20 protein-coding genes and 3 pseudogenes are annotated in these 21,820 nt (G+C 41.0%); 10 read left to right on the top strand and 13 right to left on the bottom strand.

Annotation, left to right across the window (positions count from 1 at the left end):
- Both B9G53_RS03525 and B9G53_RS03520 read left to right on the top strand, forming a co-directional pair.
- A partial coding sequence (locus B9G53_RS03525) for an HNH endonuclease (protein ID WP_141211694.1) occupies positions 1-401 on the top strand: 401 nt, incomplete at its 5' end.
- Between the two features lie 190 nt (positions 402-591).
- Positions 592-2,574: a HAMP domain-containing sensor histidine kinase gene (locus B9G53_RS03520; protein WP_141211693.1), complete on the top strand. Its 1,983-nt coding sequence runs from the start codon at positions 592-594 to the stop codon at positions 2,572-2,574.
- 130 nt (positions 2,575-2,704) lie between these two features.
- On the opposite strand, the gene B9G53_RS03515 is transcribed toward B9G53_RS03520, so the two are convergent.
- The gene (locus B9G53_RS03515) at positions 2,705-3,280 is read right to left on the bottom strand and encodes a Uma2 family endonuclease (protein ID WP_094529168.1); all 576 of its coding nucleotides are present in this window, start codon (positions 3,278-3,280) and stop codon (positions 2,705-2,707) included.
- Between the two features lie 307 nt (positions 3,281-3,587).
- Positions 3,588-4,241 (bottom strand): DUF3386 domain-containing protein, encoded by a 654-nt coding sequence (locus B9G53_RS03510; protein WP_217901502.1) that lies wholly within the window; start codon positions 4,239-4,241, stop codon positions 3,588-3,590.
- Positions 4,242-4,459: 218 nt separating this feature from the next.
- On the opposite strand from B9G53_RS03510, the gene B9G53_RS03505 reads away from it, so the two are divergent.
- From B9G53_RS03505 to B9G53_RS03495, 3 genes are read left to right on the top strand one after another with little or no spacing between them, the layout of a single operon-like run.
- The gene (locus B9G53_RS03505) at positions 4,460-5,116 is read left to right on the top strand and encodes a MotA/TolQ/ExbB proton channel family protein (protein WP_094529164.1); all 657 of its coding nucleotides are present in this window, start codon (positions 4,460-4,462) and stop codon (positions 5,114-5,116) included.
- On the top strand, positions 5,109-5,537 hold the full coding sequence (locus B9G53_RS03500; RefSeq protein WP_094529161.1) for a biopolymer transporter ExbD: 429 nt from the start codon (positions 5,109-5,111) through the stop codon (positions 5,535-5,537). The genes B9G53_RS03505 and B9G53_RS03500 overlap by 8 nt, the downstream gene beginning before the upstream one ends.
- A 29-nt stretch (positions 5,538-5,566) precedes the next feature.
- Complete coding sequence (locus B9G53_RS03495; protein WP_094529158.1) at positions 5,567-6,796, top strand: TonB family protein; 1,230 nt, start codon at positions 5,567-5,569, stop codon at positions 6,794-6,796.
- A 99-nt stretch (positions 6,797-6,895) separates the two neighbouring features.
- On the opposite strand, the gene B9G53_RS03490 is transcribed toward B9G53_RS03495, so the two are convergent.
- The 3 genes from B9G53_RS03490 to B9G53_RS03480 are packed head-to-tail and all read right to left on the bottom strand — an operon-like array spanning position 6,896 to position 11,851.
- On the bottom strand, positions 6,896-8,239 hold the full coding sequence (locus B9G53_RS03490; RefSeq protein WP_094529155.1) for a response regulator: 1,344 nt from the start codon (positions 8,237-8,239) through the stop codon (positions 6,896-6,898).
- A 25-nt stretch (positions 8,240-8,264) separates the two neighbouring features.
- Complete coding sequence (locus tag B9G53_RS03485; protein ID WP_094529152.1) at positions 8,265-10,484, bottom strand: hybrid sensor histidine kinase/response regulator; 2,220 nt, start codon at positions 10,482-10,484, stop codon at positions 8,265-8,267.
- Entirely contained in the window at positions 10,481-11,851 is a 1,371-nt protein-coding gene (locus B9G53_RS03480; RefSeq protein WP_176453078.1) for an ABC transporter substrate-binding protein, read from the bottom strand. The genes B9G53_RS03485 and B9G53_RS03480 overlap by 4 nt, the downstream gene beginning before the upstream one ends.
- A gap of 508 nt (positions 11,852-12,359) precedes the next feature.
- Here B9G53_RS03480 and B9G53_RS03475 point away from each other — a divergent pair.
- Entirely contained in the window at positions 12,360-14,081 is a 1,722-nt protein-coding gene (locus tag B9G53_RS03475; RefSeq protein ID WP_217901501.1) for a response regulator, read from the top strand.
- Between the two features lie 526 nt (positions 14,082-14,607).
- A complete protein-coding gene (gene crtR, locus B9G53_RS03470) occupies positions 14,608-15,492 on the top strand; it encodes a beta-carotene hydroxylase (protein ID WP_094529146.1) in 885 nt (294 codons plus the stop codon).
- A gap of 77 nt (positions 15,493-15,569) precedes the next feature.
- Here the strand turns inward: crtR and B9G53_RS03465 are convergent, their stop codons facing one another.
- Complete coding sequence (locus tag B9G53_RS03465) at positions 15,570-15,866, bottom strand: DUF760 domain-containing protein (protein ID WP_094529143.1); 297 nt, start codon at positions 15,864-15,866, stop codon at positions 15,570-15,572.
- A gap of 133 nt (positions 15,867-15,999) precedes the next feature.
- Positions 16,000-16,371: a single-stranded DNA-binding protein gene (locus B9G53_RS03460; protein ID WP_094529140.1), complete on the bottom strand. Its 372-nt coding sequence runs from the start codon at positions 16,369-16,371 to the stop codon at positions 16,000-16,002.
- A 106-nt stretch (positions 16,372-16,477) separates the two neighbouring features.
- Between B9G53_RS03460 and B9G53_RS03455 the strand changes: the two are divergent.
- Positions 16,478-16,660 (top strand): annotated as a pseudogene (locus B9G53_RS03455) (transposase); the annotation flags it as partial.
- 108 nt (positions 16,661-16,768) lie between these two features.
- Here the strand turns inward: B9G53_RS03455 and B9G53_RS03450 are convergent.
- From B9G53_RS03450 to B9G53_RS03435, 4 genes and pseudogenes are all read right to left on the bottom strand, one after another.
- Positions 16,769-17,182, bottom strand: coding sequence for a NifB/NifX family molybdenum-iron cluster-binding protein (locus B9G53_RS03450; RefSeq protein ID WP_094529137.1), 414 nt, complete (start codon positions 17,180-17,182; stop codon positions 16,769-16,771).
- A 91-nt stretch (positions 17,183-17,273) separates the two neighbouring features.
- Positions 17,274-18,276, bottom strand: a pseudogene (locus tag B9G53_RS03445) (Photosystem Q(B) protein 1).
- Positions 18,277-18,449: 173 nt separating this feature from the next.
- Positions 18,450-18,986, bottom strand: coding sequence for a cytochrome b6-f complex iron-sulfur subunit (gene petC / locus B9G53_RS03440; RefSeq protein WP_094529134.1), 537 nt, complete (start codon positions 18,984-18,986; stop codon positions 18,450-18,452).
- A 72-nt stretch (positions 18,987-19,058) separates the two neighbouring features.
- Positions 19,059-19,271, bottom strand: a complete 213-nt coding sequence (locus B9G53_RS03435; protein WP_094529131.1) for a DUF2892 domain-containing protein — start codon at positions 19,269-19,271, stop codon at positions 19,059-19,061.
- A gap of 424 nt (positions 19,272-19,695) precedes the next feature.
- Between B9G53_RS03435 and B9G53_RS03430 the strand changes: the two genes are divergently transcribed.
- Both B9G53_RS03430 and B9G53_RS27155 read left to right on the top strand, forming a co-directional pair.
- Positions 19,696-20,181, top strand: coding sequence for a DUF4079 domain-containing protein (locus tag B9G53_RS03430; RefSeq protein ID WP_094529127.1), 486 nt, complete (start codon positions 19,696-19,698; stop codon positions 20,179-20,181).
- Between the two features lie 33 nt (positions 20,182-20,214).
- Complete coding sequence (locus tag B9G53_RS27155) at positions 20,215-20,370, top strand: hypothetical protein (protein ID WP_176453077.1); 156 nt, start codon at positions 20,215-20,217, stop codon at positions 20,368-20,370.
- 919 nt (positions 20,371-21,289) lie between these two features.
- On the opposite strand, the pseudogene B9G53_RS03420 reads toward B9G53_RS27155, so the two are convergent.
- Positions 21,290-21,556 (bottom strand): annotated as a pseudogene (locus tag B9G53_RS03420) (IS5 family transposase); the annotation flags it as partial.
- A gap of 7 nt (positions 21,557-21,563) precedes the next feature.
- Positions 21,564-21,820, bottom strand: a 257-nt coding sequence (locus tag B9G53_RS03415) for an IS1 family transposase (protein ID WP_254923537.1), incomplete at its 5' end; no start/stop codon positions are given.

The raw sequence follows: 21,820 nt of genomic DNA, 5'->3' as shown, positions 1-21,820 counted from the left end.
CAAGAAACTCGTTATATCACATCCAATACAGAGCATTTAAGGTGTTCAACAAGGAAGCCAAGCAAGATCGCTACTCTTGTAAGCAATTACTAGATAAAGCTTTCCCTGCCGTGCCTTACTCCGAAGGTAGATATATCAATGTCAATGGGAATAAATCCCCCTACGATGGCGATATGGTTTATTGGAGCGAACGTAACAGTAAGCTCTACGACAACATGACCTCTAAAACCCTTAATAAGCAAAACCATTCATGTAAAATTTGCGGACTCAAGTTCGTAGATGATGAAAGAGTACATCTGCACCATATAGATGGAAATCACAATAATCGGAAGCCTAACAATCTTGTAGCAATACACGAAAGTTGCCACGATTATCATCACATGAGCAAAAGCGTAAGCTAAGAATATCGGGAGCCGTATGCGATGAAAATCGCACGTACGGATCTAACAGAGAGGGGCTAGGGATAATACCCTACCTCGACTCAACCGCATATTAACTTTTGGTTAACCCTAGGTTATCTGTTTTCACTTGATTTCACATACTCTCATCCAATAGGATGAAATTGTTGCTATTTTTAGGTTTGGGGGTTGTGTGGTCAAATCTGTTTTACTGGCTCAGCTATCAGAAGAGCAATCCCTGATGTGGCACAATGCCCTATCCTCACATCAACTGGAAGTATGGGCTGCACCTGAAACTGAAGATTTACTTAAATTACTTGATCAAAAGCGGCATTCAAAACAGAGTTTACCGCAACTGATTATTTCTGATATTGGCATTCGCTATGGGGGTGGGACTTCGTTACTTGCTACTGAGCTTTGCAAATGGTGTGCTGATCATGCACCTGAATTAAAAGTTTTATTGATTAATCCTCGCCAAGCTCAAATCAAGGAAGTGGAAAAACGTTGGGCAATTCGTCGTGGTGCGATCGATTTGTTACCAAAAATATCTCTAGAAAACTTAAATTCTGCGTTTAAGGTGGCTGCCCAAGCTTTAGCGATCGAGATTAAACCAGAAGCATTAACCTCTGCAATTAGTAATCTCAAGTTGCAGCAGTATCAACCAGATCGCGGCGCAGTTAAGGGGAAGAATATTCGGCAAACGGCAACTCAAGAGTTAGCTCGCAAAATGGCAATGATTCCATTGATGGTGATGGCAAGTGAGCCTGAGATGGATTCAGGTAGCGATTTATCACCACAAAGCTCAAAGCGTCAACTAGCGCTTGACTCCACCATTGCCGAGTTGCATTTATACAATACCAAGGTTGATTTATCCAAGACAGGGGAATTTACGAGTCAACTATTTAAAGATGATCCCCTTCTACCTGCACTGATTGTTTACGATCAAGATCAATATGTGGGAATGTTGTCTCGTCGGAGATTTTTAGAATGTTTGAGTCGTCCCTATGCCCTTGAGCTATTTACCAAAAGACCATTGAGAGTCCTTTACGAGCAAGTTCCCATTGAAGTCCTGAGGTTACATGGCAACACATCGATAGTGATGGCGGCTCAGCTAGCACTGGGACGCTCTAATGATGAAATTTATGAGCCTGTGATTGTCCATTTAGATACTGATACTTATGCGGTGCTGGATGTCCACGATTTATTGCTAGAGCAGTCCCACATTCATGAATTAGCCACCAAATTGTTGCGTGAGCAAACCCAAACAACGATGTTCCAAACTGAGAAGATGGCAAGTTTGGGGCAAATTGTGGCTGAGGTATCTCATGACATTCGGAATCCTGTATCGGCGATTTACGGCAATACTGAATGCCTCTTAACTTACATTGAAGGGGTAATGAAGATTTTAAGAGCTTATGAAAAGGAATATGGAACTTCGTCAACAGTAATTAGTGAAACTCTTGAGGCTGTTGATTGGGATTTTGTGCGTTCTGACTTACCGCAGGTGGTGAAGAGTATCCAGTCTGGGTCAAGATATTTACGACGACTAGTGGACACTTTGCAATCTTTATCGCATATGGAAGATCATGCTAATCCAGAGGCTATTAGTTTGATTGACTGTGTGGAGAGCAGTTTGACGATTCTTAGTGGCAGGATTAGAAATGTTCAAGTTGTCAAAAATTATATTGATTTGCCCAAAATCAATGGATATAGCGATCGCCTAATTCAGGTGTTCATGAATCTGATTAGTAATGCCCTTGATGCATTGGTGGATTTAAAGTCTCATCCTGATTTAATTGTGCAACGTGATCATCTTCTGCTCAAGGAAGAGAGTAGCCGTGAACGTAGTAATGTCCAGACTGAATCTGAAATTACATGGCAGCCTTTAGTAATGATCACATCGGCGATCGCAGAAATTGATAATCGTAATTGGATATCGATTAAAGTTGCGGATAATGGGATGGGAATTCCCAAGGAGATCCAAGATCGCATTTTTGATAATTTCTTTACTACTAAAGGTCAAGGGCATGGCACTGGGCTGGGTTTAGCAATTTGCCATCAAATTATTACGCAACAGCACAATGGCAAAATTGTTTTGCGATCGCCTTATCTAAATAATCAAGGTGATGTCACGATTGGCACTGAGTTTGAAGTGTTGTTACCAATTAGTAAATAAAATTACAGCAATTACCAATCAAACGAATCACAAGAGATTTTTTGAAAGTGTTGCTTTGCAACACTTTCAAAAAATCTCTTGATTTGGGTTTTAGCACAAAGCGTTGTAACTCCGTAAAGTTGCGCCTAATTTAGACTTTTAACCACGCAAAGATATCACTGGCGGTAATTTGCCATGTTTCTAAGCCTGTCAAGACAGGTAATACTTGCTGGGGTTCACTATCAGCAAAACAAATCTGGGTTGAGCCAGTTTGAAAGATCATGATTGATTTAGTGGCGGGATCGATGAGCCAACCGAGTTCGCTCCCTTCTTTGAGGCAAAGCAGAATTTTGTCGATAACTAAGATAGAGGATTGATCAGGAGAGAGAATTTCGATAATCCAGTCAGGGGGATGACTAAATTGGTTGCTAATTTCACCATCAGGATCGCGAGGAAGGTTTTGCCAACGGATTACGGCAATATCAGCAACGATGGAGCGTCCTGCAAAGGTACAACGTAATTCGGTGAGTGCAAGGGCAAGTTGGGGTTCTTCGGCGATTAGGTCGATCGCTCTGGAGAGGCGGGTTTGTAGACGGCTATGTTTTCCTTTGGGCATGGGCTTTTGGGTGATGCTTCCGTGGGCATATTCGCTGGCAGGTTGGGTTTCAGGAAGAGCGAGAAATGCTTCTAGGGAAAGGGTTTGTGGCTTTTCTAGCGTCGTTACCATTAGACTTTTCTCCGACGTTATGTAGTTTGATTATAGAACGAGGAATAGTGATCGCCACAAACATAGAGGTTTAGGGCTGGGACGGGCATGGCTATATTGAAAATGACATCTTTTACCCAATGTAGGCGATTTTCAATATGCCAATGTTGTCTAATACCAAAGCACAAAATGGCGTAGCCATTTTGTGCTTTTAAAACCCTTACTGGGTTTGGTTTTTAATTCACAGAAGTGTCATCATGCTTTTGTGAATGGGGATAATTTCTTTGGCAATCCATTACTCTTTTGGTAGGGATTTGTCCTAACTCACTTAATCTTTGCTAGATAACAAAACAATATTTGTCAACTTAAACTCCTGCGGTTGAGCATCACCATCGGTGCTGACAGTGCGAGAAGTCATGATGAAATAATTCCCCAAGTCCGCGTATTCATCATGATGATGTTGCATAGGACTAATGGAATCTAGATCATTCGGCTTGGAGTAAAAGGAAGTGTAATCCATTGGCAAATAGCCTTTACCAGTGTCAAAAGTAGAAAGTACATTAATCGTGACTACAGTTCCATGAATTTGACGATGCACCATAGTTACAATCTTGTCTTTGACCTTGTAGCGATCGCCTGCGGATGCACCACCAACCAAAATCAAAACTTCACCTGATTCATCAGTATCACCATAGCTAAACTCATTCTTACCATGGACATCCGCAAAACTGCGATGAACTCGGTGGATGACAATCTCTTGCATCTGTCCATAGATTGCTTTCTCAGCTTCGCTGCTGTTTGCCTTGGCAACAATAACTTTGAGATCTGGCGAGATCGTGACATCGGCTTGATGCAAAATTCCATTTTGGTTTAGATGCGCTGTAGCTGTAAAACCTGTGAAGTTCGCGTCCCAAGTGTAGCGATTCTCATAGGCGGCTTGAAATAGGAACGCAGCATTAATTCGTTCGGCTGTAATTGTCATAGTAAGCTCTAGTATAAAAATTGGCATTAGTATTTCAGTCAATTTTGCCAAGAGAATAATTTGACCCTAGTATTTATAGGCATTCCCTAAAATTATCTCTACACTTATTGACATTAATTACTAATTGTATCAAACTAACAGAAACTGTAAGTTATTGCAAATGACTCTCAGTAAATTTTCCAATGCCTTACCAATACTAGTTGCTCCCATTCCCTAAAATGTCTAAATTGTTCGATACCTTGGTAGCAGGCGGGATTACGATTATTCCGCTAATGATTTGCTCTTTTTTGATCATTACTTTGGCGATCGAGCGATCGCTATTTTGGAGAAGCGTCAAAAAGCAACAGCGACGAATTGCGAGGCAAGCCCTACATATCTATCAAGAAAATCCTGAACAAGCAGAAGATTTTCTGCGTCAGCATACCGAATTAGCGATCGCCCGCATTTATTTAGAAGCTCTATCAATACCCAACGCTACACCCAATGAATTTGTCCTTGCCCTTGATGCGAGGACACAATCGGAATTACCTAATCTCAGGCGTTTCAATATTGTTTTTGAAGTCATTGTAGGGCTTGCTCCTTTACTAGGCTTACTTGGAACGGTAACTGGACTGATCACCTCCTTTGGTTCGCTCACTTTAGGTGATATTGGGGGGGCTAAGTCTCTCAATGTTACAGGTGGCATTAGTGAAGCGCTTATTTCTACTGCGGTGGGATTGATTGTGGCGGTAATGGCTTTGATTGCTGCAAGTATTTTTCGATCGCTTTATGCTCAACAGATTGCTTATTTTGATGAATGTTGTACTCAATTGGAACTACAACATTTGCGATCGCATCGTCAACAGGCTCATCAACAGGTAAATACCCATGTCTAGAAGACTGCGCCGCCGCTATGAGGCTGAGTTGGCAAATCATCCCATCGAGATCAAGAATATTTTGCCGCTCATGGATGTGATTTTTGCGCTGTTGACGTTTTTTGTAATCTCTTCATTATTTCTCAATCGTACCGAAGGCTTACCCGTAGACTTACCCAAAGCTCAGTCTGGGGCAATGCAAAAAACACCTGCTCGCGCCACGATCAGCGTCAATGAGAAGACAGAGGTATTCCTTAACAAACAAAAAATCGGAATTGCCGAAGTCAGCGATCGCGTTAAACAATTGCTAGAACCAAACCAAGATCTCATCGTGGTTCTCAATGCAGATCGCAGTGTTCAACATGGCGATGTTGTCCAAATTATGGATCAACTGCGCCAAATTCCCAGAGTCAAAATGGCGATCGCTACCAAAAACAATTAATGATTACAGACTAACTAGGAGATCAAACTATGCATGAACCTAAACTTGTTGACGCTCTAGCAAAAAAAGAAAACAAAGCTTTAACATCCTTAATATTCATAGGCTTAGTTGGATCTTCCTGTGTTCATGCAGCAGTTCTGATTGCACCAGTACCTACTCTATGGAAAACAACTAGCAAAGAGCCAGACGACACCATCGAAATTGTGGTTGAAGCAAACCAATCCACTGAAGACAAAGTTCCCGAAATTGCCAAAGAACCAGAGCCAATTTCACCTGTAAATGAAGAGATTCCCCAGATTGAAGTTGCTCCCGTCGCGATCGCCCTTGCGCCCGAAACGATCGCACCTTTAAAAGAAGGTAAAGATGCTGCGGCTCCTGATGATTTAAAGCCATTGACAACCCAAAATACTAGTGATGTTAAAGTGCCACAGGGAGGTGGTTCTATCATTGCTAAAAATGGGATTGGATCTGGTTTCGGTAATAACAAAATCCCGACAGGATTTATTCTAGGTGGTAAAAAGAATGGTAATCCCGATGGCAAGAAGAATGGTGTCGTTGGTGGAATTACCAATGGTAAACCAGATAGTAAAGGTACTCAAACTAGTGCTTTACCCCCTGTCCCACCTGTAGAAACTAGAGCCGTAAAACTGGAATGCCTCAGTTGCCCCAAACCCCAATATCGCGGCAAAGAAGGCACTCCCAGAGTGACCTATGACATTACCCCCGATGGTCGAGTTACAAATGTGCGACTGCGCCAGTCTAGCGGCGATGAGCAGACCGATCGCGAAACTATTGAAGCCATGAGCAAATGGCAATTTAATCCCCAAACTGTTCCTGAAGGTGGTCGGGCTAATGTGAAAGTGCGTGTCACCTTTGAAGAAGAAGGTTCTAAATTTCAGCGCCAAAACGAGGAGCGTCGTCGTCAGGAGACTGAGCAGTTAGCCGCTCAAGAAGCTGAACAAAGAAAATTAGCAGAAGATCGTCGTCAAAGGGAAGTAGAAACTCCTAAACCCACGGCTGTGACTATTCCCGTTAATTCAGAACCTGTGCGATCGCTAGAGCCGCCGATGAATGTACGTGAGCCAGACACAACTCCAGTTCAGCCAATTGTCAATTCGCCAGCACCAGCTATTACCGAACCAGCCGTCCAGCCAGTTACAGAACCAGTTACAGAACCAGTTGTGGATAATCTTCCTGCACCTCCACCTCCTCCTATTGAGTCCCCAATTACCCCAGAAAAACCTCCATCAGCCTCATAGTGTAAGGATAGGCGGCGCTTCGCGCCGCCTATCCTTACCTTTTTAGGACTACCAAGATGAGTAGCGGCGCTACTCGTCTTGTGGGTTTGTTGTTAATGCTCACAACAGTTTTAAAGGTAATGTGACCACAAACTCAGTAAATTCGCCTAGTTGACTAGCGATCGCAATGGAGCCATGATGTTGTTTAACAATAATGTCATGGGTCAGCGAAAGTCCTAGCCCCGTCCCAGATCCTGGAGGTTTGGTTGTAAAAAAAGGATCAAGAATTTTCGATTGGATTTGTGGATCAATGCCACATCCGTTGTCATGAATACGAATCTCGACATGATTATCAACTAACTGTGAGGAGATTTTCAGGGTTGGGATATATCCTGCATCATCCTGAGAGCTATCTCTAGCTAGTTCAGAATGTTTAAAATGGAGCGCATCATAGGCATTATCGACTAAATTAATAAAAGCACGCATTAAATTACTAGCGATCGCCTCGATCATGCCAACATCTAAAGCGTAGTCTGTATGAATAGTTATTTGAAAGTTACTGTCCTGTGTCTGCCGACTGTAGCAAGATAACTTCACTGCTTCCTTGAGTAAGTCATTAATTGATATAAGTTGAGCATTGGGATTCTCAATGTCAGTGTGTGCATGTTGCATCATGCTAGTGATGATTGCGGCGGCTCTCCTACTATGCCGACAAATCGTAGTAGCATTTTCTTGTAAATCTGCAATTAATGTTTGGACATGTTGTGCTTTAGCCGACTCAATGGAATGGATTGCAGGTTGGAGAATTTCAAGTAAGTCTTGAGCCAATTCGATTGAGCCTTCGGCATAATTTTTGACAAAGTTGAGAGGATTTCGCAATTCATGGGCGACTCCAGCCGTAAGCGTTCCTAGAGAAGCTAGTTTTTCTTGGGCAATAACCCGTTCTTGGGCTTCTCTTAGCGCTGTAGTTCTTTCTTCTACACGATTTTCTAGGGTCAGCGAATATTCTGCAAGTTGTTGATTAGCCTCTTCTAGTTCAATAGTGCGTTGCCATACTTTTTGTTCTAAATCTTTGGTTAGGCGGCGTAGTTGCAAATGAGTTTTGATGCGTGCTAGGACTTCAACTTCTTGAAAAGGTTTGGTCACATAATCGACAGCTCCTAATTCAAATCCTTTCGTTTTACTTTCTGTATCGGATAGAGCCGTCATAAAGATAATCGGAATCTCTTTGAAGCTTTCCATCGATTTTAAGCGTTGACAAACTTCAAAACCATTCATGATGGGCATTCTTACATCCAGTAAGATTAAGTCTGGTACTAGCCATTGCAACTGTTTAAACATCCTTTCGCCGCTAGTGGCGATCGCTACCTCAAAACCCGCATCAATTAGAGCATCGGAAATAACATCTAAATTAATAGGTGTATCATCAACAATCAAAATTAATTCAGTGTTAGAGGAGGACATAGGTAAAAGTTTTGTTTGATTTGATTTAAGAGATATATTGTTCTATATATTGTTCTAAGGTTTCCATTTGGAAAGTTTTAGCAAGTTGAATTGTATTTTGGATAAAGGGCTGACAGTCTAAATCCCTTTGCTCAATTTGAGTAGCCTCATCGATAAATGTTTTCATTAATCCTCGCTGAACTAAACTTAATAGTCTTTGAAGTTCTATCTTATCAGGGATCTGGATAGACTGATTGCTATTGATTTCAACTAAAGCTTGGCGATCGCTCGAGTAATATTTAGTTTTCTCTAGGTTGATAGGATTCTCTTGATCATATGTAGGCGCGATCGCCACCTCGATTTCCAATGTAAAAGTACTACCCTGCTCGAGGATGCTCGCAACTTCGATATTGCTACCCATTAAATTCGCAATTCGCCGACATATCGCCAAGCCTAACCCTGTTCCTTCGCTCTGACGCTGGCGATCGCCCACTTGTAAAAATGGTTCAAAGATTGTCTCCAGTCGATCAGAGGGAATCCCCACACCAGTATCTTGAATTTGAAAACGTATTTTAACCGTGGGGATATCGCAATTTTCGATTTTGTCGCCAATTTGCTGCACCTTAAAAATCACTGAGCCATGATCAGTAAATTTGATCGCATTGCTCAATAAATTAATTAAAATTTGTCGTAAACGTACATCATCAACTTCAATTTCTGGCACTAGATGCGGATCAGGTAAATACAAAAACTTTAATCCCTTACTCTCAGATCGTACCTGACATATTTTAATGACACCTTGCAAAAATGAAGGTAAATGAATAAATTGGGGATTCAGTTCTAGTTTGTTAGCTTCAATTTTGGAGAGATCTAACACATCATCAATGAGAGTTAACAGATGAAACCCACATTGATGGATAATATCAACTCCGCGCTTCTCCTTATCTCCCCAAGCTTGCGATCGCTTTAAAATTTGGGTATAACCTAAGATTCCATTTAAAGGCGTTCTTAACTCATGGCTCATATGGGTCAAAAATTCACTTTTTGCATGGTTTGCCGAGTCGGCTAACTCTTTAGCTATTTGCAACTCACTGGTTCTTGCTTCCACCTTTTGTTCTAAACCTTCAAAGGAAGACTTTAATTGTTTTGCCATTTTATTAAAAGTCTGCGCTAACACGCCCACCTCATCTATGGTCATAATTGGTGCAGTTTGATTGAGATCTCCAGCCGCCAAACTAGCGGCAGTCTCACTAATTGCCACAATCGGACGTGTGATTTGGCGAGAGAACCAATAAATAGCAATCAGTAATACGCTAGAAGAAAGAAACCCTAAAATGAGAATATTGCCAGCTAAGCGATCGGCTGGAGCCAAGGCTCTCGCTTGGCTAATTTCGGCAATTAGCGCCAAATTTTGTGATGGTAACCACCAATATACGCCTACTACAGGTACACCAGCGTAGTTGTTATAAGCGCCAAATCCATTCTGTTGTCTGATCGCTTGATTGATCCCTTCGCTAGAGACTCCATTTGCCCAGAGGCGATCGCTGGATTTAGCTTGTTTCCCAGCAATAAAAATTGTTTTCGTACCAGCTTTACCAATCAAATAAGTTTCACCTGTTTCACCTAGCCCCGTATTATCACGAATTAAAGCATCAATATCATCCAGATTAAAATCAGCAGTCACCGCTCCCATTTTGACTTTGTATTCATCGAACAATGCGGTGCTGACAGTCATTGCTACTTTTTTAGTACTTGATGAAATATAAAAATTAGGAACAACTGTATTTAAGCGATCGCTTGTAAAGTATGTGGCAGGATCACCTAAGGGTAGATAGGTTCCCTCAAGTTTAGGATCAGTCGAAGAGAAGATTACAAAACCACTATTTCTGGTAATGCGAATATTCCGTAAGTTTGGCTTTACTTTCCCAATCTGCTCCATATATTTTTTGAGTTCGGCATAGGCTTGTTGATAATCAGGTTGAGAGGATTCAGAAGTTAGAAGTATCCGTAACGTTTCTTTGATTTTAAAATCTTGACTAACCAGAAGAATGTCGCGTAACTGTTGATCTACCCACTTTGTGAGTTGATAGGATTTTAACTGGGTTGCCACGGTCAAGCGATCGACAACTTCTGCTGATAGAGAATTGCGTGCATGAAAATAGGAGCCAAGCGCCACTGTACCCACAGTAATTACGGACAAAACCGAGAAATAGCTGACAATTTGTCTTAATAAACTACGGCTGAGCCACAATTTCATTCCATTCATGCTATTTTCTCCCAAGATTGCCAAATATCTTGAATTTTGGAGATCAACCAATCTGTAGATTCCGCAACCGAAGCTTTATCTTGGATAACTTTGAGTACTGTCTTGGCCCAAAGTTGCTGATTTTGGACGGTGCTAAAAGCTGAATGAATTACCTCGTAAGGCACAAAACTAGGACGCTTAAAAATCTGCATTGCTGATGACAAGTGGGGATCATTAGGGTCATTCCAAAAAGGATCTTCTAACAAATCTGGCATGACTGGAAAAACCCTTCCTTTAAAACTTTTTAACAGTGGAATCAAGTTATCTCTACGAATTAAAAAACTCAAAAATTCCTTGGCAAGTTGAGGGTTTCGCCCATTTTTAGGAATGATCGCCTGCTTTATTCCTTTTCTGGTTAACAACTCACTACCATCTACTTTTAGGGGACGATTAATTGTCACAATCTGGCGATATCTGGCGATCGCATCGCGATCGTATTTAGGATTAGATAGCTTTTGTGTAAGAGGAACTGATAATGTTAGGTTGTGAGTCATTAAGATTTCGCCATTTAATAGACTATTGTTATTACCCGCACCTAACCATTGAGATGCCACAGGTGGCACATATCCCTGTAAATAAAAATTGGTAAACTCCCTTAATGCAGTCATAAATTTTTGGCGGTTTTCGGGCTTCGATAGCAGGAGTTGTCCATCATCACTAACCACAGAGACATCATAGGCATCCATAAACATCTTCAGAGATGTGTAAGTATCAAATCCAATCGCAGACATACATAGACCCACACCATAAATATTGGGATGGGTTTTAGCCCGTAACAATGCTTGAGCAGTTCGCCAAAATTGCCAAAATTGATCCCATTCTCTAGGAACATCCTGCTGCGTAAATCCAATCTCTTCGATGAGGTTTCCCCAGTAGTGAATATAGTCATCTGATTGCCACAGTGGCATAGCATAGTAGCTACGTTCTTTTTGAACTTGATTGCGATAGAAGACATGATCAAGAGCAATGGAAGTATATCTCTCTTTGATCGGATGAATTACATCCGACAAATCAACTAAGCGATCTTGCCAAGCTAGCTTTGGAGCAAGACTCGCATCAATTCCTACGGAATAAACAATATCAGGAATCTGATCGAAATTTTGCTGATCAATAAAGCTAGTCAACTGCTGATCTATTAAAGCGACAGGTAACAATTTTAAGTCAACATCATAGCCTGTATTTTCCTCCCATAATTGAATTAGCAGATTGATCTGTTCATTCTCTTCTGGTAAAAAACCCTGTTCCCACCAAATTACAAGATCAGCTTTATTGGACAGCTGACTACTATTAGTACTATTTAGATACTTTGATGGAGTACAACTTGCCATTCCCAATGCCCCCAAAGATAGCTTGGTAAAATGCCGTCTATTTAACATAATGGATTGGCACAACAAGTTAATATGCTATTAATAAGGTAGTAAAATAACATATAAGTATATGTAATTGTATGACCAACTATTTTTTGTACTCGCAATAGTGCAATAACAGTATTGCTATAAGTGGATATTTTAAGAAACTATTTATATTTGTTATTTGTAACAATTGGAAGATGCATTATAATTCAAATCCAAGATTACTCAGTGTAAAAATCCTATAAATTGTATAAATTATTTCTGTGATCTCTAAAATATCTATTTGGTAATTGTAATGACTCATGAATTCTATCTATTATTAACTCAAATGAAATTATTATCTAGGATTTTTAAATAATTTGAAGGAAGTCGCTGACATTAAGATCGTGAGATAATCAAAATCAGCACAATCCTATAAGCGATTTTAAGATAGCTACATCAAAGACGAATTTTAGGCTTCAGCAAATCTGGTCAGTGTTAAATTATGAAAAACAAAGTAAAATCAATTTTAGTAGTTGATGACGAAATTGAAATTCAAAGACTTTTTAAGCAGAGATTTAGAAAAAGAATTCAAGCTAAAGAACTAGATTTTATATTTGCTTCAAATGGGATAGAAGCAATCGAAATCTTGAAAGGATCGAATTGTATATCCATGGTTCTAACGGATATTAGAATGCCCGAAATGGATGGTCTGTCCTTAATCTCAAAATTGACAGAACTTGATCAAAATTTAAAAGCAGTAGTAGTTTCAGCCTATGGAGATATGCAAAATATTCGGATGGCGATGAATTATGGCGCTTTTGACTTTGTAACTAAACCCATTGATTTTGAAGACTTAGAAATTACTATCAATAAAACACTTGCTTTTGCAACTAGTTTACAGGAACAGCAACAAAAGCTGGATGAAGCGATCACACAGGTGCGATCGCTAGAATTAAAAGAAATAGCTCTTGCTCATGCTAAAGAGATGGCTGAAGCCTCAAATGCAGCAAAAAGCGCTTTTTTAGCCAATATGAGCCATGAAATCCGCACTCCCATGAATGGGGTAATTGGGATGGCAGATTTACTGGCAACTACTAATCTGACAGAAGATCAGAGAGATTATGTGCAAGTCATTCGTGATAGCGGTAATGCACTTTTAACAATCATTAATGACATTCTTGATTTTTCTAAAATTGAATCAGGAATGCTCAAAATAGAAAACCGATCTCTAGTTTTAGAAGATATTATTCGATCTGTCTGTGAACTTTTGAGTAAACAAGCGAACGACAAAAGCCTCAATATCCAATATTCAATCCATCCTGACATTCCCAAAGGGCTATCAGGTGATGCTTCGCGGATTCGTCAAGTTTTAATCAACCTTTTAGGCAATGCGATTAAATTTACCCTCCAAGGTCATGTGGAGATCTCAGTTGCATCTCGTGTATCTTCTAGCGATCGCGCTAATTGCGATAAATCATGTGAATTAATTTTCACAGTTGCAGATACGGGTATTGGCATTGAATATGAGCAACTAAATTTATTGTTTCAACCCTTTACTCAAGCTGATTCTTCCATTAGTCGCAAATATGGTGGAACGGGACTAGGGCTAGCAATTAGTAAAAGTTTAGTTGGATTAATGGGAGGAACTATTTGGGTGGAAACCAATGGGCGGATAGGTGGCAGTCCTCCTGTCGATTGGACATTTAATTCTGAAACTATATATACGCAAGGTTCCAAATTCTACTTTACGCTGATGCTGGAAACTGTGACTCCAATATCTAGCTCGTCTCCAACAGCTATTAACCAAATCATTCAGCCAACTTTATCTCCTCTAGTCCAACCAAATCTTCCCCCAGCTAGTTTGCAAGTCCTCATTGCTGAGGATAATCTTGTTAACCAAAGGATACTTGCATTATTTCTAGAAAGTCTGGGCTATAGTCCGAAGCTTGCAAATAATGGGTTAGAAGTGCTAGAAGCTCTCGACCAAAAAAATTATGACTTGATTTTTATGGATATCCAAATGCCTAAGGTCGATGGAATTGCAGCTACCAAAAAGATTCGCCAAGATTTCCAACAACAACCTTGGATTGTGGCTTTGACAGCTAATGCGTTGCCAGAAGATCGCCAGTTATGCATAGATGCGGGGATGAATGACTTTATCACTAAGCCAATTCAGATTGAAGATATTGTGAATATTTTCGTGAGGTATAACGAATCTAAATAGTTTGCATATTTTGTTTTGCATATTTTGTAAGGGATGATAATTTAATAAAACCCAAAATTGGTTCGGCGGGCGAAGCCCGCCGAACCAATTTTGGGTTTTATATGCACACGTTATTTAATTCTCATTCCTAAGTGAGTTGTGGGAGTTAAATGATTGATATCTATAAATGTAAGTTTTGACCCAAAAGAGGAATGGCGGCGCTTCGCGCCGCCATTCCTCTTTCTTAGCTTGCTATAACTGACCTAAAAACTAAGCTAAATAGGTTAGATCTTTGTGAGCTTTCTTAACACCAAAGCAATTATAAAAAGCTTGTAAAACGAGATTTTTATAATTGCTTTGTACTCTGCAAAATGATCGTCTCAAAATCAAAGTTGCAATCTCGCTCTATTATCGGTAGCATAGAGGATAATAAAAAATGTAATAAAACGCAACAATCAAAAGTCTTTGGTTTTTGCAACTTGCAAGCCCCAAATGCATATTTGGATATTGGATATAAAGATAGGAAATTTGAGTAAGGAGTGACACAATGCAGCAGCAGGGCAAAGCCCTAACTGTTCCAATCGGTGTGATGGGCGCAGCACAGGGATTTAATCCGACGATACTACTGCTACTGGGTTCGATCATTTTAGGAACTGCATCGACAACAGGGTATTGGGTATGGGGCTGGGCGCACTGGCTCGTATTTGTTTGTAATTTTTCGGCGCTTTATGTACTGGGAACAGTAATTCATGATGCTTGCCATAACGTTGCTCACCCCAATCGCATTGTTAATGCAGCGATCGGACATATTGCGGCGATCTTGCAAGGGTTTGTATTTCCCGTATTTACTCGGGTACATATGCAGCATCATGCCCATGTGAATGATGAGGAAGATGATCCTGATCACTATGTTTCGACTGGCGGCCCCTTGTGGTTGATTGCCGCTCGCTTTTTTTATCACGAAGTTTTCTTTTTCCAGCGTCGGCTATGGAGAAATTACGAGCTTTTAGAATGGGCCATTAGCAGGTTAATTGTAGTAGCCACATTGTTTGTGGGCTACCATTACGGGTTTCTTAGCTACATGATGAATTTCTGGTTTGTACCAGCAGCCGTGATGGGACTTTTGTTAGGCTTATTTTTTGACTATTTGCCGCATCGTCCTTTTGTTGAGCGATCGCGCTGGAAGAATGCCAGAGTTTATCCAGGTAGATTTTTAAATATCTTGCTATTAGGTCAAAACTATCACTTAGTTCACCATCTTTGGCCGAATGTACCTTGGTACTACTACGAGAAAGCCTATTATCAGATGAAGCCTTTGCTTGATGCCAATGGATCGCCGCAGACCTTGGGAATTTTTAAAATGCCCGATCTTGCTGGTTTTCTATACGATGTGTTTTTAGGTATTCGTTTTCACGGGCATAAGCACAAATAAAAAAGGGAGCGCTAAGCGCTCCCTTTTTTTTTCAAAAAGCTAAGGTGGTGCTTTGCACCACCTTAGCTTTTTTGGGGCTATAGTGTATCCAAAGAATGGTCTAGTTGCATTCTCGTTTCCATTTGGCGGATGAAGTAACCTGTCATCATTGCTGAGCCGATCAAGCCTGCTAAGTTTTCGCGATCGGTGGTGATACTGACATTAAAGTGCTGTGGCGGCAAGATACCTAGCAAGTTTTGAATGTTTTGGTTAATGATCTGCTGCGCTTCAGGACTAACGGACTGAGCGACGGTTGCTAGAGTTTCAGGTGATTGATTTTTGAGATAATCGAGTAAAAGGTTGTTGGAGGAGTTTAGTTCGCCAAGGTTAAACATAATCGGTTCCCTACATCTTTAATGAAAATATCTAAATATATTCTTACTGATGCGATCGCTGAGTTTTGGGTAGGAAAACCGTATGTAACCGAATAGAAAATTTTAAAAGCCTTGCTAAGCAAGGCTTTTAAAATTAAAAATCGTCGTCATAGCTGCCGCTACTACTGCTAGCTGCTTCATTATCTTTGCGAGAACCAAGTAAATCTAGACGATCCACACGAATTACAGGTTTTTGACGCTCGTCGCCTGTGGTGCGATCGTTCCAGCGATCAAATTTGAGTGATCCTGATATGCCGATTAAGCTTCCTTTTTTGACAAAGTTTTTGGCGACTTCGGCGGTTTTGTCCCACATTTCTAAGTCAAACCAATCGGGTGGATCATCACGGTTGCTGGTATTCCGATTAACTGCGATCGTTAAGTTACAAACCACTTTGCCAGACTCAAAATATTTAACTTCAGGATCACGTCCTGCACGTCCAACTAGGTGAACTTTGTTTAAGGTCATAGGACAATTATCAAAAAAGATTTAGACATCTGCATTTTATCTGTTTTTTAGCAAAAACCCAAAAGTGAGATGCACCGCATCTCATTTTTGGGTTTACTAGGGATTTATAGCTGTAGCGATCGCTAATCCGCTCAAAGTTAAAGGCTTTGCCATTGCTTTGGGAAAAGCAAAGACAGACAAACTCAATGCTGAAGTGATTGCTCGGGTTGCTCAAGCTGCACAGCCTCAAGCAATGGTCGATGCTCAGTCTCAACAATTGAGCGATCTCGTGCGTCGTCGTCAGCAATTACCGTCATTTTTGCAGCAATTTTGGATCAAACAAACCACAAGAGATTTTGTAATTACAAAATCTCTTGTGGTTCTAGTTTGGGTGCAACGAGCTGTAATTTGTTAATTTTTAATTTTCTTTACATCCGCACTTACCTTTGTGGTCATCTTCTGCACCATGAACATGTTCCGCCTCATGATCGCAATCACGTTCTTCTTGAGTTTTCACAATTAGCGAACCCGCAAGATAAGCAGTTATGGCAGCGTCGGGATCGGTTTCAGGGGTGACTATGGGTTTGATGCCTTTGGATTCTATACGGCGAGATAAGCCATTTCCCATACTGCCGCTAATCAGTACCTGTACATCATCCAAGGGATGTGATTCTTTGGGAGAACTTTCATGGAAGCTTTGGGCTTTAGTGAGTTGTAACAGTTGTTTGTTTTGAATAAATGTGTCATCCACATCGTAGATCCAGAATTTCTGGCAATGTCCGAGATGTCCTGTTACATTGGTTTGATTTTGGCTAGATACGGCAATCTTCATGGAATGATTCTTATTTTTTTGTTTTTAGTTGCAATGTTTTGGAGGTTATCCGATCGCTAATTTAGCGATCGGATAACCATAGAATCGATGTTTAAGCAGAAATATCAGGAGATGTGAGCGCTAATGGGACGGGGAAGTTATGTCCATTAGGCGATCGCATGACTTCAATTCCAAGGTCTGCGCGATTAAGCAGATCGGCATGAGTGCGAATTGGACGACCAGAATCATCTAAAATTGATTGCTGGAAATTGAAGCCATTGAGATTAAAGCTCATCGCGCCAATACCTAAAGCGGCAAACCAAATACCGATCGTTGGCAATGCGGCTAAGAGAAAGTGGGTAGTCCGACTATTCCGCAAAGACAGGGTTGGGATCAGCAATCTACCTAGGTAACCACTGTGGCTGGCAAGCAGGTTATAGGTAGTTTCCTCTTGACCAAATTTATAACCGAGGTTCGCTGATTCAATCTCTGTTGTCTCGCGAATTAGGCTCGAAGTAACGAGAGATCCGTGGAGTGAACTCAAAAGCGCACCACCCAAAATTCCCGCTACTCCAATCATGTGGAACGGATGCATCAAGACATTATGCTTTGCTTGGAGCGAGAGCATGAAGTAGAAAGTACCCGAAATCCCCAAAGGCATTCCCTTCCCTCTGAAAAACTTCCCTGTCCAATCGGATAGATGAACAGTACGGCGGTGGCTGCGGCTACAGGAGCAGAAAAGGCTACGGCGATCGACGCATTCCTAGTCGGTAGCTCAATTCCCATTGCCGACCAAGATAAGCCCAAATGCCAATCAGAAAATGAAACACGATCATCTGATAAGGCCCACCATTATAGAGCCATTCATCGATCGAGTCTGCGGCCCAGATGGGGTAAAAGTGCAGCCCAATCGCTGCCGAAGTTGGTACGACAGCAGCAGTGATCATATTGTTATGAGCCATCAGTGATCCTGCGATGGGAACACGAATACCCTCCATATCAACGGATGGAGCATTGGCGATCGCTAGTACAAACACGATCGCTGCCACGAGCAATGTGGGAATTGCAAGAATACCGAACCAACCTATATAGAGACGTTTGTTGGTACTTGTGATCTAGTCAGAAAAGACTTGCCAAGAGTTTACTGGATCAAGCTTTGACTGTTTTGAGAAAATATAAGTTGTCATGATTATTACTCTTTGTCAATACAATTCAATAGTGTATAGAATGTAACTGAACTGAGAAGTTTAAAAAGACTGCAATTAGTGATACTAAACGTGGAGATATCCTATACCCACCAAGGCTTTTTGCCAGTACGAGGATCGGTTTCTGTCCATGGCGAGATCAAGATTTTGTTGTCAGTTACTACAACTTTGACAATCTTAAGCGGAAGAGGAGCGGGACCACGCACCACAGTTCCATCGGGAGCATAGAGAGAACCGTGACAAGGGCATTGGAACTGTTGATCCAGCGGGTTCCAAGGGAAGGTGCAACCGAGATGTGTACAGTTATCGACAATGCCGATGTTGTCGAGAGTGCGATCGGCGGTGACAATCAGATAAGTGGGTTCACCTGCTAAACCTGCCACTAGAGCGCGAGTTTCTGGTGGCTCAGCCAAGAGTTGTGAGGCGGGAATTACTTTGCCTAAGATATCCTTAGCAAGAATAGCTCCACCTTCGCCGACAGCTTCTGATGGTGGAACGAAAAAATCACCAAAGGGATAGAGTGCCGAACCTGTGGTCACAGCGATCGCTGATCCTGTGATGAAGTTTAGTAATTGCCGCCGCGACAGGGACGGGCTTTCGAGAGGAAGGCTATTTTCCATGAAAAGACTCAGTAAGAAGTGATGTGTTTTGATCAGGAAGTGCTACGGGTAGCGGGGAACTTCCTGATCTGTTTAAGAATATTCGTTAGTTTTATTGGTGCGAATTCCTAGAAGTTGATAAAGCCCACAAAAGCCTACTAGAGACGTTATCAGCATTATGCTACCCATCACGACCAGACCAATTCCTAAGCCAGTACCGCCATAAAGGAAAAAGCCTAAATAGAACAATACAGCAGCCAATAACAAGCGAATCAGGCGATCAATCGCGCCAACATTTGCGTTCATAGAGGTTATCTCCAATGTTAAACAAATTGCAAAAACTTGCAGCAATATTGGAAGACTTAATTCTTGAAGTATTGCATTTTTTTGTAACCTGCTTTAATATAACTTATTAGTAATATAATTAAACAAGATTAACCTTAAGACTAAGTTAAGTTTATTTTCTAGATAATTCAACCCTATACTAGATATAGGCTTTAGCTTTTCCATAAGTCATGAGTAATTAATCGTTCTATCGTAAAGAACTATATGGTTTCAGTACAATTTATGTAATTCATACAGGAAGTTATACGTCAGAATGTAATACTAATTTTTGTTCCCATCTACTTTTTCATAGGTTAGACCTAGGTATAGAGTTTTAGCGATTTTCTAGCGTTATTTAATGGATGGGAAGTAGAAAAGATATTCAATCGCATTGGAAATAATCGTCATGAATTCAGAAACCTTATCGTCTCTCAAGCCCTATCTCAGCTTTTTCCATCCCATTATGATGTGGATATTGCTGGGTATTACTATCTATGCCATGTATCTAGGTGTGCAAGTCCGTCGCACCAGACTAGCTGAAGGCGATGTCAAGAAAGAAATGATCAAAGGCAAATTCGCAATTCGCCATCACCAAATCGGTTCTATCGTTCTCGCCATAATGGTATTGGGCGCGATCGGTGGAATTGTGGCGACATATATAAGTAGTGGAAAGATTCACATTAACGCCCATTTGTTTGCTGGCTTAGCAATGGTAGGCGCGATCGCAGTTTCGGCATCCCTAGTTCCCTTTATGCAGAAGCATGACTGGATTCGCAGCGTTCATGTCGGGATCAATATGGTGGTGATGGGTCTATTTGGTTGGCAGGCTCTGACTGGTATCCAAATTGTCCAGAAGATTTTAGCTTCGATGAATGCGCCTGTTGCTGGGTAAGTAGATTTCTATTAAGTGAATCAGGAGAAACTCGTGCTAAAACAGATTCGGAAATTCATTCAAAAATCACATCAATTTATTCTCAATCTCTTTCTAGTAGCTGGTTTTGGTTTGTTCGCGATCGTGTGGCATCCTGCGATCACCATAGCTGCACCAATTATTTCCCATCCTGAAGAATTTATTACCTGAGATCTTGCACCATTCCTAAGAATCTTAAGTAGGAATGGGTTTGAGAACAATTTCAAACCATAACGAGCAGTAATATCAGCATTAATTCGGATGTATCGGAGAAGTTTTAACCAAAGGACAGAAGGGAATAAAATAGAAAGGGGCAAATCAGAGGTAGCCTTCCAGTCTAAGACAGGAGATATCGACCATTGAGTGATCCAGTGAGCCAAAAGATAAGCAATCAGAGATAGAATCAGCCAACGCCCCCCCAAGTTTTGTAGACTGCCCAAAACAATGCAAACCAAAGCGATGTTTGATGGTTTTAAAGCAGCCCTCAATTGCCCAACGCTTACGCCCTAATATCACCAAATAAGCAGCAGAATAGGGATGAGAAGAAATCACAAAGCCTAACTCGCGTTTGCTATCAGATCTTTTGAGCCAGAACCAAGAGATGGTAAAGGGGTTACTTAGCCATTCAAGTAAAACTTGTTGACCCCGTTTGCTATTGGGCGTGCTTAATGATGCTTTCCATAATGGTTATTTAATTTACTACTACGCCCTTTTTTTCATGTTTTTGCTCTTTATGCAACCTCTTTCCAGATTGGTGCAAGATCTCAGTTCTCCCTCTCCCTGATTCCTAAATAGGGCTTGCTGAAAAAGAGACTAATATCAAAACACAAAGTGGCGTAGCCACTTTGTGTTTTTAAAACCCTTACTGGGTTTGGTTTTTAATTCACAAAAGTGTGGCAACACTTTTGTGAATTGGTATAAGCGGAAAGTAGGAGGCAAAGAGTTATTCTCTTCATCTTTACCTATCTACTAGGAAATTGCCAAGAAAGAGAATTAAAGCTAAAGAGCGATTTCAGAGAATGAAGAAGAAAGAACTGCGAGCAAAACAAAAACAAAGAAAACCAGAAAGAAACAAGCCACTTGAGCAACTTTGGTCAACATGAACTGATTCGGGATAATGACCAAAGCGATTTCTAAACAGTTCCACCTGAGTCGGAAGATCTACCGATTCATTGAAATTATCCCAACTGAGATGGTCGAGAAATACCTTGCCATTGATACAACTAACCGAGAGTTTGGAGCCAAACTCTACAGGTGTTCCCACCTTGCCTCGAACAATGGGACGCACATGGGGTTGCGTGAGGCTAACGATGCGGTCTTCGATGCGATGACAACGTTGTTCGTATATTGATTGTTGGGTAGTCCTAAAAAGGAAAGGATGAACATAGAGGAAGAGAATCATTGTAGTGATGGATAAAATTCCAAATAGCACCAATATGATTTTCTAACTTTTTAGAAAAAGCTAGAGCTTTCCTAACCAGACGCGATACTCGTTGCCTGAGGGTGCAATTAAACCTTTCAATATAGCTAGTTTTACCCGTTTCTTTACCCACAGGTCGATGACGCTTACTTGGGAGAACAGTCGGATAAGCTGACCAGAAATCAGTGTAGCAGACAGCAC

Origin of the sequence: Pseudanabaena sp. SR411, assembly GCF_002251945.1 — a bacterium.
Lineage (GTDB): Bacteria > Cyanobacteriota > Cyanobacteriia > Pseudanabaenales > Pseudanabaenaceae > Pseudanabaena.
Note: the sequence above shows the minus strand (reverse complement) of the source record. Positions and strands in the feature narration are given on the sequence as shown.

Bases quoted from the DNA above. Each gene is read 5' to 3' on its own strand.
- B9G53_RS03515 (WP_094529168.1), bottom strand. From the start codon at position 3,280: ATGGTAACGACGCTAGAAAAGCCACAAACCCTTTCCCTAGAAGCATTT.
- B9G53_RS03510 (WP_217901502.1), bottom strand. From the start codon at position 4,241: ATGACAATTACAGCCGAACGAATTAATGCTGCGTTCCTATTTCAAGCC.
- B9G53_RS03505 (WP_094529164.1), top strand. From the start codon at position 4,460: ATGTCTAAATTGTTCGATACCTTGGTAGCAGGCGGGATTACGATTATT.
- B9G53_RS03500 (WP_094529161.1), top strand. From the start codon at position 5,109: ATGTCTAGAAGACTGCGCCGCCGCTATGAGGCTGAGTTGGCAAATCAT.
- B9G53_RS03495 (WP_094529158.1), top strand. From the start codon at position 5,567: ATGCATGAACCTAAACTTGTTGACGCTCTAGCAAAAAAAGAAAACAAA.
- B9G53_RS03490 (WP_094529155.1), bottom strand. From the start codon at position 8,239: ATGTCCTCCTCTAACACTGAATTAATTTTGATTGTTGATGATACACCT.
- B9G53_RS03485 (WP_094529152.1), bottom strand. From the start codon at position 10,484: ATGAATGGAATGAAATTGTGGCTCAGCCGTAGTTTATTAAGACAAATT.
- B9G53_RS03480 (WP_176453078.1), bottom strand. From the start codon at position 11,851: ATGGCAAGTTGTACTCCATCAAAGTATCTAAATAGTACTAATAGTAGT.
- B9G53_RS03475 (WP_217901501.1), top strand. From the start codon at position 12,360: ATGAAAAACAAAGTAAAATCAATTTTAGTAGTTGATGACGAAATTGAA.
- crtR (WP_094529146.1), top strand. From the start codon at position 14,608: ATGCAGCAGCAGGGCAAAGCCCTAACTGTTCCAATCGGTGTGATGGGC.
- B9G53_RS03465 (WP_094529143.1), bottom strand. From the start codon at position 15,866: ATGTTTAACCTTGGCGAACTAAACTCCTCCAACAACCTTTTACTCGAT.
- B9G53_RS03460 (WP_094529140.1), bottom strand. From the start codon at position 16,371: ATGACCTTAAACAAAGTTCACCTAGTTGGACGTGCAGGACGTGATCCT.
- B9G53_RS03450 (WP_094529137.1), bottom strand. From the start codon at position 17,182: ATGAAGATTGCCGTATCTAGCCAAAATCAAACCAATGTAACAGGACAT.
- petC (WP_094529134.1), bottom strand. From the start codon at position 18,986: ATGGAAAATAGCCTTCCTCTCGAAAGCCCGTCCCTGTCGCGGCGGCAA.
- B9G53_RS03435 (WP_094529131.1), bottom strand. From the start codon at position 19,271: ATGAACGCAAATGTTGGCGCGATTGATCGCCTGATTCGCTTGTTATTG.
- B9G53_RS03430 (WP_094529127.1), top strand. From the start codon at position 19,696: ATGAATTCAGAAACCTTATCGTCTCTCAAGCCCTATCTCAGCTTTTTC.